The organism is bacterium (genome assembly GCA_013360215.1).
Lineage (GTDB): Bacteria > CLD3 > CLD3 > SB21 > SB21 > JABWCP01.
Map to the genome: position 1 here is coordinate 59,382 of JABWCP010000007.1, position 12,016 is coordinate 71,397.

A 12,016-nucleotide genomic window follows, 5' to 3' on the forward strand; every position below is an offset into this window, starting at 1 on the left:
TTGTTTTATAGCGGGGATTTCAGTAGAAGCGTCGGCGTATGCTTTTATATTTTGAATAAATCCGTCTTTGTAGCTATACTGGCCTTCCAAAAAATAGAGAAACAGGTAATGTCCGCTCCCAAAGATTCGACGCCGCTCATGCGGCAATATTTTGAGATCAAAGCCAAGTATCGCGATACGATTCTTTTGTATCGCATGGGAGACTTTTACGAAACGTTTGACGAAGATGCGCGTACAGTGCATAAAGTTCTCGGTATCACTCTGACCAAACGCTCCAACGGCAAAGCGTCCGAAGTAGCGCTGGCAGGTTTTCCTTATCATGCGCTGGATAGTTATCTGCCTAAATTGATACGTGCAGGATTTCGGGTCGCCGTGTGTGAACAAATGGAAGATCCGAAAGCGGCTAAAGGCATAGTCAAACGTGATGTGACGGAAATCGTCACGCCGGGTACAACGCTTTCCGAAAAAATATTAGACCAAAAGACCAATAATTTTCTCGCTACGGTCGTCACCGAACGTCGCGACGACCAAACAATATTTGGCTTGGCGTTAGCTGACGCTTCGACGGGGGAGTTTTTTGTCGGAGAATTTCGTGAAAAGGAATTTCTGGATCAGCTTAATTTGTTTATTCCGGCAGAAATGGTTGTTCCTTTTTCTCTGTATGAAAACATGCGCATGTTGCTCAACCGCATCAAACATCGTAGTGTTCTCACGCGTCAGGAAGATTGGTTATTTTCTTTTCAATATGCGCACGACGTTTTGATGGCGCATTTTAAGACGCATTCGCTCAAAGGGTTCGGCGTGCAGGATTTTACGGTCGGCCTCTGTGCCGCCGGAGCCGGACTGCATTACCTGCGTGAAACTCAACGTACCGATGTCGGTAATGTTCGTCACATTGGTCGATTGGATGATGCAACCTACATGACCTTGGATGCGGTCACTCTGCGTAATTTGGAAATACTGCAAGCTACTGCAGACGGTTACACGCACGGAGGGCTTTTTTCCGTACTCGATCATACCGAAACGGCCATGGGTGGCCGCATGCTCAAACAATGGGTAGTGCGTCCTCTGAAACATACCGAAAATATTCGGAAAAGATTGGATGCGGTAGAAGAATTGACCGCCGAGCATGGCGCACGGGACAAAGTGCGACAAACGTTGTCGCGCATCATGGACCTCGAAAGAATCATCGCCAAGGTGTGTGCCGGGCGCGTCAATCCGCGCGAAATTCGTGCGTTGTGCGAATCGCTCAAGCAGATTCCCGAATTGATAAATAACCTATCCAATTTTAAATCCGACGCGATACGCGGTGCAGTGCAGGCGATACATGTATTAGACCAACTGACGGATCATATTGATAACGCCTTGGTGAACGAACCCTCGGTACAAATCAAAGACGGACAGGTTATTCGTGAAGGGTACAATGAAGAATTGGACGTGTTGCGTCGAATGGCTTTTGACGGGAAAAGTTATATAGCCGGTATTCAGCAACGCGAACGCGAACGTACAGGGATCGCATCGTTGAAAGTACAATTTAATAATGTCTTCGGTTATTACATAGAAATCACCCACACGCATAAAGACAAAGTGCCGCCGGATTATATCCGTAAGCAAACGATGACGAATGCGGAACGATTTATCACACCGGAGCTGAAAGAATACGAAGAAAAAATTCTTACCGCGGAAGATAAAATAATTCGCATCGAAACGGAATTATTTGATGCAATACGCAAAACCGTGGCGCAAACGGCAGCAGAAATTCAAATCAATGCACAACGGATTGCAGAACTGGATTGTTATGCTTCGCTGGCCGAAGCGGCGGTACAAAATAAATATGTCAAGCCTGTCGTTGACGATAGCGCAGCACTTGTCATCAAAGCGGGACGTCATCCTGTAGTCGAACGTATTCTTCCCCCGGATGCGCCTTTTGTTCCCAACGATCTGCAGATGAATGAAGAAGAGCAAATACATCTGATAACCGGCCCTAACATGGCAGGAAAAAGCTGTTATCTGAGGCAAGTAGGATTGATCGTATTACTGGCGCAGGTTGGAAGTTTTGTGCCGGCACAGTCGGCGGAGATCGGCATTACGGATAAAATCTTTACGCGCGTCGGGGCTTCGGATAATTTACTCGGCGGTGAAAGTACGTTCCTTGTCGAAATGAATGAAACGGCGAATATCCTGAATAATGCCACGTCGCGCAGTCTTATTCTTTTAGATGAAATAGGTCGCGGTACAAGCACTTTTGACGGGTTGTCCATTGCTTGGGCCATTACCGAATATTTGCATCAACACCCGGCCATACGTCCGAAAACCCTGTTTGCAACCCATTATCATGAATTGATAGAACTCGAAGAGCTTCTCCCGCGCGTAAAAAATTACAATATGATGGTAAAAAAATACGATGATAAAATTGTTTTCGTGCGTAAAATCGTCCGCGGCGGAAGTGACCATTCATATGGCATTGAGGTAGCCAAACTCGCGGGGTTGCCGGCATCGGTGATTACCCGTGCACGAGAAGTCATGGGTAATTTGGAATCGCACAACATTTCGGCGCACAAAGATAAATCCGAACTCGCGGGCACATCCGGCGATCAGAGTACGCAGGCTCAATTTACGTTATTTGAAGATGGTATGGGTTTACGTTTAAAAACCGCATTAGAAAATCTGGATGTTAACAGTCTCACGCCGCTGGATGCGCTCAATCATCTGAACAAGCTCAAAGCCATTCTTACTGAACAACCTTAGCCGATCTGACTCAAATCCATCCGATCACGGTACGCCTCCAAAAATTTTTTCCGAACGGTTTTATGGGTAGCGCTACGCAGTTGCGGATCAAGATTTACTATCGTAAAGGCGGCCTCTTTGGCAAGCGCCATCAATTCGCGATCTTCCACAATATTGGCTAAACGCAGTTCCGGCATGCCGGATTGTTTGGTTCCAAAAAATTCACCCGGTCCTCGCAGTCGCAAATCTTCTTCCGCTATTTTAAATCCATCCGTCGTTTCTTCCATGATACGCAGTCGTTGTTCGGTTTCTTCCATCAGGTGATGTTTGCCGACCATCAGTATGCAGTACGATTGATCGGCGCCGCGACCTACACGTCCGCGCAACTGGTGCATTTGGGTAAGCCCAAAGCGTTCGGCATGTTCGATGACCATGATCGTCGCGTTGGGGACGTTGACACCGACTTCGATCACCGTGGTGCTCACGAGTATGTCCATAGCTTTCTTTTTGAAGTCGGCCATGACAGCTTGCTTTTCAGCGCTGCTCATTTTGCCGTGCAGCAATCCCAATTTCAGGTCGGGAAATTCGTCGGTTTGCAAGTGTTCAAAATTTTCGGTGGCCGCCTTCAAATCTAATTTTTCTGATTCTTCGATGAGCGGATAGACAATATAACATTGCCGCCCGTTGCGGATTTCCTGGCGTATGAATTCGTAAATTTTCTTTCGCGCATCTTCGCGACGAATCGCCGTTTTGATGGGTTTACGTCCGGTGGGCAGTTCGCCGATCACGGAAATGTCCAGATCGCCGTACATCGCCATGGCCAAGGTGCGGGGAATCGGTGTGGCCGTCATGACCAGTACATCGGGGATAATGCCTTTATCCAGAGCTTTGGCACGAATTTCTGCTCGTTGCATGACACCGAATCGGTGCTGTTCGTCAATTACGACCAACCCTAATTTGGCAAACTCCACATGTTCCTGAAAAATCGCATGCGTACCGACAACGATATCAACCTGGCGTGTTCGGATGTCTTCGATGATTTTATTGCGCTCTGATTTTTTCTGCCCGCCTTTGATCAGCACCGCCTGGATACCCATACCCCATAGATAATCCTGAATGACATAGTAGTGTTGCTCGGCGAGAATTTCCGTCGGCGCCATAAAAGCGGCCTGGTAACCGCTTTCGACGGCCGATACGATGGCCAATAACGCTACGACGGTCTTACCGCTGCCGACGTCACCTTGGATCAATCGGTGCATCGGTTTGTCGGAGCGCATATCGGCATAAATTTCCTTGAGTACTTTGCGCTGTTCGTCGGTGAGTTTAAATGGTAATTTTTCGGCGAGCATTTTGGCTTTATCACCGGAATTAATAAATGGAATGCCGATTTGTGCATGGATGATCTGGCTTTTGCGGAAAGCCATCATGAGTTGAAGGTAAAATAATTCCTCAAATTTTATACGACGGACAGCGTCGGCAAGATCCTCGTGCGTGGAAGGATAATGAATATGGCGTAATGTTTTATCCAGCGGGGCAAGGGATAAATTATGAAGAAGTGATGCCGGTAACGTGTCTTCGACAAGGGATGCACAGTCCAGTACGGTAAAAATCAATCGCCGAAAACCGCGGCTGTCAAAACCCATACGCTTGAGCGATTCGGATGAAGGGTACTGCGGGATAATCGAGCCCGTATGCATGAAGTTAACATTTTCATCGGCGTCCAGGCGATCAATTTCCGGATGTGCGATTTGTATTTCCCGATTGTAATAATCAATCTTGCCGTACACCGCTAATGTTTCGCCGACTTCAAATGCTTTTTCGAAATACTGTGCTCCACGAAACCATACCAAGCTGATGGAGCCGGTCGGATCACTAAGAATGAGCCTAAAACGCGAACCTTTACCGCGGTGATTGCGAATCAGGGCAAAATTTTCCACTTGTCCGATGATGGTCACTTCCTCGTGAATACGTGCCTGACGTATACTGGTGATTTTGCTGCGGTCCAGATACCTGCGCGGATAATAATGGAGTAAATCCCACACGGTATGTAGGCCGATACCGGACAATGCTTCCGCACGTTTGGGGCCGACGCCTTTAAGAAATTTTATTTCAGTATGGAGATTTACCTGCATGCCTATAACGGTATTACGATCGTATTTTTTCGAGGAAACACATTGCTTACGAGGCCGCTGCTTCGTATTTTAACCCGTAAATTGAAAGAAAATCATGATGATGTCAACCGAAGTCTCCGAAATCAAAAAACAGCACACGGTTTTGATCGTTGACGATGAAGACGAAGTGCGCGATATGTTACGGCGCATATTAAAGTTGTCATCGTACCGGGTGCTCGAAGCACAGAATGCGCAGGAAGCTATGGAAGTAGCTGTCCGTGAAAAACCGGATGTCATCACGATGGATATTATGATGCCCGATAAGGACGGCATCACGCTTTGCGAAGAAATCAAAGCCAATCCGCAAACCAAACATATACCGGTTGTCATGGTGACGGTCGTCGGCCAGCGTCAGCGCGCAATGACTGCAGGCGCCGATTATTTCATGAATAAGTTTTTCACCATTGATGAACTGGTATCGGTGATTGATAAACTTATCGCTGATAAACAAACCGCTTAAAACATGCTACCCCACAATATGAACTTTTGTGTTTTTTCCGATACCGATATAGTTTGATTTTTCCTCTGTCTCTGCCAGTTGCACCACGTCATAACGTTCAATTTTCCTAAATGCCGAATTGTCGTCGGATTTATCGCGTTTGTTCATACTGTACGCACAACGTCCGCGGTCATTGCAACCGAAAACCCGTATTCTTCCTTTTTCTTCAAACCGTTCGCTGACAACCCGTACAGTAGAGAGAAAATCACGATTTCCGATCGTTACATCGCTCAGATGGATATCGCGTTTGCCCATGACGATATACGTGAACTTGAGCGACTGGCGAATATGGCCCGTCATGCCATCCAGTACACGAATAAATTCAGGCCGTTGCCACGGTACATCATGGTGACACCAGTCGGTTTTCTCCGTAAGCGCGGGGCAAGGGTTGCTTGTAAAACAAGGGCTGTATAAAAACCAGCCTTCCTTTAGCATGCGATCACGAAATGTCAGAAGCCGCCGTGATAAATCCATCAGCGCCGGTTCGATCCAAATCACCAAACCATCCTGAGCCAACGCCGCATCAAGCCAAGGAAGAATATGCGATTCGGCATCGGGTTCCAACTCATTGAGGACATTGCCTGCGGTGATTAAATCAAATTTATTTTCGGACGGTACCGCGTGATTAAGATTTAAGATTTGTGTACGAAGCGGATAGGGCAGCGCGAGGGCTTTGTAAAACGCGGATAATGTATCCAGTGACGAAGAAGCGTAATCCGATGCCGTCAGCTCGGCTGTCAGCGTTGTTTCGTTTTTCAGCCAATAGGCCAGTCCCAGTAACATGCTGCCGGTTCCGGATCCTGCATCCAAAACGCGGAGATTTTTTTTCTGATTAAAAAAATCCGACTTTTGGATTTCTGCAAGCGGGATGTGAATCTTAGGAAAATTGATGCTGCCGTAATAAAGCAGATATGCGTCACGAAAAACTTTTTGATCGAGATAGATCCGGCGAATAAATTCGGAACGCTTGTTTTTTTTCTTAAGTCCCTCTGAGATATCCGTGATCGCCTCAGCAAAAGGCTTGAGTGTGCGTGGAATCGGCTCGTCAAGGTGAAGTTGCAAAAAATCACCCAGGCGCTGAATATAATCGTCCGGCAAATAAAGCATTACCCAATTTCCCGTTCGCAAAGAAATCCGAAATAATATAGAACAGTAAAGTTCGGCGATCCCGTTGCGATCATTATGTCGTAGCGCTGATGATATCCATGCCCATATATTTGCGCAAGACCTGCGGCACCATGATCGTGCCTTCATCCGTCTGATAATTTTCCATAATGGCGGCGACGATACGCGGCAAGGCCAAGCCCGATCCGTTGAGCGTATGCACAAACTCCGGTTTTCCCGTTTGGTTGTCTTTGTATCGTATATTCATGCGCCGTGCCTGAAACGATTCAAAATTGGAACAGGAGGAAACTTCCAACCAGCGTTTTTGCCCTGCGGCCCAAACTTCTAAATCGTATTTTTTAGTTTGCGTAAAACCCATATCTCCGCGACACATCAGCAGTGTGCGGTAAGGCAACTGCAATGCTTGCAATAAACGTTCGGCATCCATTCGCAGTGATTCGAGTTCATCGTACGAGGTATCAGGGTGAACGAATTTTACGAGTTCTATTTTGTCAAACTGATGCAAGCGGTTCAGTCCGCGCACATCTTTGCCATACGAACCGGCTTCACGTCGGAAACAAGGGGTATAGGCGGCATATTTGATTGGCAATTGTTCCGCTTTCAGCGTCATTTCGCGATGGATATTGGTAACCGGCACTTCCGCGGTAGGAATCAGAAAAAATTCATCGCGTGTCACGACATACATCTGATCTTCTTTATCGGGTAATTGACCGGTACCGGTTGCCGAATCGGTATTGACGACGATCGGTGGTTGCACTTCGGTATAACCATTATCGGCCGCGGAATCCAGGAAGAAATTAATCAATGCCCGTTGCAGTTTGGCACCGGCGCCGCGGTAAACCGGGAAACCTGCACCGGCTATCTTGACGCCCGTTGCAAAATCAATCAAGTTATGTTTTTCGGCCAATTCCCAATGCGGTTTGAGTTCGAAATCCGCCGTCGGCAGCGTGCCCCAAGTAAAGATTGTTTGATTGTCTTCCGGTGAACTGCCTTGCGGCGCGGAAGGGTGAGGTACATTAGGAATGGTCAGCAATACATCGCGCAGATTTTTTTCGATCACTTTGAGCTGTTCATCCAGAGCTTTGATTTCTTCGCCGACAGATTTGGTTTCGGCGATGACGGCATCGGCATTTTGTCCGGCTTTTTTGAGTTTGGCCACTTCTTCGGAAGCTTTATTGCGTCGGGCTTTCAGATCCTCGACTTTACGAATAACAACTTTGCGTTCGTCATCCCAACGAATGACGGCATCCACGTCGGCTTCAAACTTTTTTTCTTTGGCCGCGGTTTTTACAAGCTCCGTATGGTCACGGATAAATTTCAAGTCTAGCATATTTCCTCAAAACATTTTGCAAGTGTGAACGTACTGTATATTGACTATACGCCAACATATCAAAACTTGCCGTGTAATTCAAATCGAAATTGGGGATCCCAAGGTATGCATAGCGGTTCAGGGTCTGCAGTTTACTCTTGCACAAAGTGTCTTTGACGAATATCTTTTTTCTATAACCATCGAAAAATTCAAAAGAGGTTCGCATGTATAAAACGATGTCCGCGTTGATCGTTATGGGTTTGTTTTGGTCGGCCTGCCGCCCGTCGGCTTTACCCCCGTTGCCCAAAGTATATGATCCGCATTCCAATGCCCGCGCCGACCAGGCGTACGTAACACATATGGCGCTTAACGTACGTGTGGATTTTGATAATAAGCAGATTTCAGGCAAAGCTACCTTTGATGTGGTGGTGTCCGATAAAAACACGTTGATGCTGACCTTAGATACGCGCGGCCTGACGATTGATTCTGTCAAGCTGGATCAGGAATCGTCCATGGCCAATTACGCGTTGGATGCGGATATTCCGAATTCCGATTATGCGAGTGATAGTTCGGCCATACAAATATCGTCGGCGCAAGCCACGATGGGTCAAGCCCTGCGTATATTCGTAGCACCTACAACTAAAGAAGTGCATGTATATTATCGTACGGGTCATGAAGCCGACGCTTTGCAATGGTTGGCACCCGCGCAAACGGAAGGTCAAAAGAAGCCTTTTTTATTTACACAATCGCAACCGAATCTAGCAAGGACGTGGTTTCCCTGTCAAGATAGTCCCGGCATACGCATGACGTACGAAGCGCGCGTACAAGTACCGCCCGGTTTGATGGCCGTGATGAGCGCCGAAGGCGATACCATTTTGCATGCCGACGGTATCTATCAATTTCGAATGGCACACGCCATACCGTCGTATTTGGTGGCGTTGGCGGTCGGTGATTTTGGTTTTCGATCCTTGGGACCTCGTAGCGGCGTGTATGCGGAACACACGATGCTAGCGCGTGCGGCTGCAGAATTTACCGATGTCGAAGCGATGATCGCCGCGGCCGAAAAACTGTATGGGCCTTATCTGTGGGGACGTTACGATCTGATCGTACTTCCGCCGAGTTTCCCGTACGGCGGTATGGAAAATCCGATGATGACTTTTGCTACGCCGACGATCATTGCAGGTGATCGTTCGCTGGTTTCTCTGGTTGCGCACGAATTGGCACACTCATGGTCCGGTAATCTTGTCACCAATGCGACATGGGGTGATATATGGATCAACGAAGGTTTTACTACATATTTTGAGCGACGCATTGACGAAGCCGTATTTGGCCGTTCATTTTCCGAAATGGAAGCGCATCTGGGGCATCAGGATATGCAAGCGGCATTAAAAGAATTGGGTACGGAAAGCCCATTGACCAAACTGCGATTGGATCTGAATGATCTGGATCCGGATGCCGGTCATTCCGGAATTATTTATGATAAAGGGTATCACTTTTTGCGTTTTATGGAGGAGCAGATCGGTCGTGATAGATGGGATGCTTTTCTCAGGAAGTACTTCGCCACATTTGCTTTTCAATCCATGACTTCGGAACGCCTGATGAATTATATGCGCACGGAGCTCATTCGCGGCGATCGTGCGTTGGAAGAAAAACTCCAACTCGATCAGTGGATATTGGGTACAGGTTTGCCGTCGGTTTGCCCGGTGCCGCAATCGGATGCTTTTACTAAAGTCGAAGAAGAAGTAAAAAAATGGAAGTCGGGTGTACCCGCAAAACAACTACTGACTTCATCGTGGCAGACCCAACAGTGGATGCACTTTTTAAGGTTGTTGCCGGAGAATATGAAAACAGCGCAACTCACAAGTTTGGATGAAGCTTTTAACTTTACGCGTTCGGGTAATGCAGAAATACAATTTGAATGGTTCCAACATGTGATAACGCATAAATATACACCCGCTTACGCGCGTCTGGAACACTATCTTACGCATATCGGGCGGCGCAAATTAGTATTTCCATTGTACCGTAAGATGGCATCCGATCCGGAAATGCGCATCATGGCCAAGCGTATTTACGCTGTGGCGCGGCGGGGTTATCACCCGGTGACGTATGGTTCTATTGATGAAATTTTGTTAAAAAAATAGAGAAAAAATTTTCACAAACGCCCGCGGGCTTTGATGTCAAGATAGAGGTTGATCACGGCGGAATGGAAATGATCCGGCATGGCATCAATTACGAGTGCGCCGCGTGAGCGCGCAAAGGCGATGGCTTCATCGCGTTCGCGCAAAAGTTCAGCCGTTACGCCTTTTTCAAAAGCCGAGTCACTTTGCGTTACCGGTCGCTGGAGTACCTCCGTCAGCGCTTTGTCTTTCATCAAAATGAATACGGGCAGATGTTTAGGGTACAGTGTAGCCATACTGCCGAGCAGAATTTGAGACGAATAGCGATCCACGATTTCCGTAAAAACTAAGATTAGAGCGCGGTGTCTTTGGCGTCGCTGCAGCCATTGGAAGGCTGTCGTATAATCCGATTCGGTTCGTTCCAGTTGAGCGGTATATAGACTTTCGGCTATAAGGGCTCGTTGGGATGCGTTTTTTTTAGGTAAAAGAAAAGAATGAACGGCAGAACCGAATAACATCAGTCCGACCGCGTCACCGTGAGCGATACATACTTGGGTCATGCGTGCCGCGGCGTTGACGGCGTGATCGAGTTTACTGAGACCAAACGCCTCGCTGCCCATGAGTCGCCCGGTGTCTATCAAGAGCATGATGTGTTGTGCGCGTTCCATCTGGAATTGATTGGCCATCCATTTCCCGCTGCGCGCGGAGGCCGACCAGTTAATTTTGCGGTACTCATCATCGGGGGTATATTCCCTCAAGCTTTCAAATTCTGTTCCTGCTCCGTAACGCCGGACTGAACGTTGGGAGGTCAAAACGTTTCGTTTGCTTACCGAGAGCAACGCCGGCTGAGTATGCATACGAAAATCGGGGTATACTTGAACAGTCTGCTCCGATGCAAACGCATAACGTTTGCGTACAAGATCGAAAAAGGCACCTTTTACTTCGATCGTAGTAGTATGAAATAAAAAAACACCGCGATGCATCGGATAAACGTCATACGTCAATCGGATAGCTCGTTGTGGTGGCAACGTATCTTGAAAATTTACTTCACGCATTTGCCATATGTCCGGCGGTTCATCGTGTATTCGGATAAACCAAGACCGCGTGGATCGGCTTTGAATTTCCAGTACAACGGTATTTCGAACGCCCACGGCCATTTTTTTCGGATAAGACCTGTGCACAGAAAATGATGATCGTACCGGGAATGAACGCAATTCGATGAGCAATCCGGTAACAAGTAATAGCAGCAGCATCCATCCGGCGAATATTAATGCCGGCATATAGGTGCCCAGGATAAAAGCCAAAGCCGCACCTACTAAAATGATGGAAGTTCTTTCCGTAAAAATCATAGCCTAAGTTCCACGAGATAAAGGCGAAAATCAAATAAAAAATCATTGCTCCGACAAAGACATGCCATTAGATTGCGTAACCGTCTTATCATTGTAGAAAGGAAAATCGTATGACACGTAAGTTATCCCGTGCACAGTTTCTTAAACTTTTCTCCGGTGTTTTTTTGTTTTTTGGTATGAGCCAATGGATGTTGTCCTGCGCGTCTGAAAAAAATTCTGATGATGACGATGGCGACAATGGTGGCGGGGGTACGGATCCGAAGCCGGATTGTATCAATGCAGGCACAAATATTTCGATAAGCGGAAATCACGGGCATACGTTATCCGTATCTAAAGCGGATGTGGCAGCCGGCACGGAGAAAACATACAACATCACAGGTTCATCGGCACATAGCCATTCCGTGACGATAACGGCAGAACATTTTGCGCAGCTTGCAGCGAATACTTCGATTGTTATTACCAGTACGCCGAGCGGCCATAGCCATCAGGTAACGGTAAGTTGTGCTTTGACTTGAGAAAACAAATTAGATATAAAAGATAAAACCCGGTTTTTTAGCCGGGTTTTTTTGTGGGCGGAGAGGGTGAGATTCGAACTCACGAAACCCTTGCGGGTTTACCGGTTTTCGAGACCGGCTCCTTCAACCACTCGGACACCTCTCCAAAGAAAAACTTCATTTTTTAAAAGCGGGTAACGATACAGAATCATGTTCTGAAAATCA

At 47.2% G+C, this 12,016-nt stretch carries 8 protein-coding genes and 1 tRNA gene; 4 read left to right on the plus strand and 5 right to left on the minus strand.

From position 1 onward, the window contains the following. Positions 1 to 138: 138 nt before the first annotated feature. Complete coding sequence (mutS, locus tag HUU58_06645) at positions 139 to 2,748, plus strand: DNA mismatch repair protein MutS (GenBank protein ID NUN45344.1); 2,610 nt, start codon at positions 139 to 141, stop codon at positions 2,746 to 2,748. Here the strand turns inward: mutS and recG are convergent. Next, positions 2,745 to 4,859 (minus strand): ATP-dependent DNA helicase RecG, encoded by a 2,115-nt coding sequence (recG, locus tag HUU58_06650; GenBank protein ID NUN45345.1) that lies wholly within the window; start codon positions 4,857 to 4,859, stop codon positions 2,745 to 2,747. The genes mutS and recG overlap by 4 nt on opposite strands. Positions 4,860 to 4,953: 94 nt before the next feature. Between recG and HUU58_06655 the strand changes: the two genes are divergently transcribed. After that, positions 4,954 to 5,358 carry a response regulator gene (locus tag HUU58_06655; protein ID NUN45346.1) on the plus strand — a complete coding sequence of 135 codons (405 nt, stop codon included), beginning with the start codon at positions 4,954 to 4,956 and terminating at the stop codon, positions 5,356 to 5,358. Positions 5,359 to 5,364: 6 nt separating this feature from the next. On the opposite strand, the gene HUU58_06660 is transcribed toward HUU58_06655, so the two are convergent. Beyond that, positions 5,365 to 6,525: a hypothetical protein gene (locus HUU58_06660; GenBank protein ID NUN45347.1), complete on the minus strand. Its 1,161-nt coding sequence runs from the start codon at positions 6,523 to 6,525 to the stop codon at positions 5,365 to 5,367. A 52-nt stretch (positions 6,526 to 6,577) separates the two neighbouring features. Further along, positions 6,578 to 7,852 (minus strand): serine--tRNA ligase, encoded by a 1,275-nt coding sequence (serS, locus tag HUU58_06665; GenBank protein NUN45348.1) that lies wholly within the window; start codon positions 7,850 to 7,852, stop codon positions 6,578 to 6,580. A 233-nt stretch (positions 7,853 to 8,085) separates the two neighbouring features. On the opposite strand from serS, the gene HUU58_06670 reads away from it, so the two are divergent. Then, positions 8,086 to 9,972, plus strand: coding sequence for a M1 family metallopeptidase (locus HUU58_06670; protein ID NUN45349.1), 1,887 nt, complete (start codon positions 8,086 to 8,088; stop codon positions 9,970 to 9,972). An 11-nt stretch (positions 9,973 to 9,983) separates the two neighbouring features. Here the strand turns inward: HUU58_06670 and HUU58_06675 are convergent, their stop codons facing one another. Next, the gene (locus HUU58_06675) at positions 9,984 to 11,297 is read right to left on the minus strand and encodes a DUF58 domain-containing protein (protein ID NUN45350.1); all 1,314 of its coding nucleotides are present in this window, start codon (positions 11,295 to 11,297) and stop codon (positions 9,984 to 9,986) included. Between the two features lie 110 nt (positions 11,298 to 11,407). Between HUU58_06675 and HUU58_06680 the strand changes: the two genes are divergently transcribed. Beyond that, positions 11,408 to 11,812, plus strand: coding sequence for a hypothetical protein (locus HUU58_06680; GenBank protein ID NUN45351.1), 405 nt, complete (start codon positions 11,408 to 11,410; stop codon positions 11,810 to 11,812). Between the two features lie 58 nt (positions 11,813 to 11,870). On the opposite strand, the gene HUU58_06685 is transcribed toward HUU58_06680, so the two are convergent. Beyond that, positions 11,871 to 11,957 (minus strand) — tRNA-Ser (locus HUU58_06685). Positions 11,958 to 12,016: the final 59 nt, after the last annotated feature.

Coding starts and splice junctions, on each gene's coding strand:
- HUU58_06675 (NUN45350.1), bottom strand. CDS start 11,297: ATGATTTTTACGGAAAGAACTTCCATCATTTTAGTAGGTGCGGCTTTG.
- serS (NUN45348.1), bottom strand. CDS start 7,852: ATGCTAGACTTGAAATTTATCCGTGACCATACGGAGCTTGTAAAAACC.
- recG (NUN45345.1), bottom strand. CDS start 4,859: ATGCAGGTAAATCTCCATACTGAAATAAAATTTCTTAAAGGCGTCGGC.
- mutS (NUN45344.1), top strand. CDS start 139: ATGCGGCAATATTTTGAGATCAAAGCCAAGTATCGCGATACGATTCTT.
- HUU58_06680 (NUN45351.1), top strand. CDS start 11,408: ATGACACGTAAGTTATCCCGTGCACAGTTTCTTAAACTTTTCTCCGGT.
- HUU58_06670 (NUN45349.1), top strand. CDS start 8,086: ATGGGTTTGTTTTGGTCGGCCTGCCGCCCGTCGGCTTTACCCCCGTTG.
- HUU58_06655 (NUN45346.1), top strand. CDS start 4,954: ATGATGATGTCAACCGAAGTCTCCGAAATCAAAAAACAGCACACGGTT.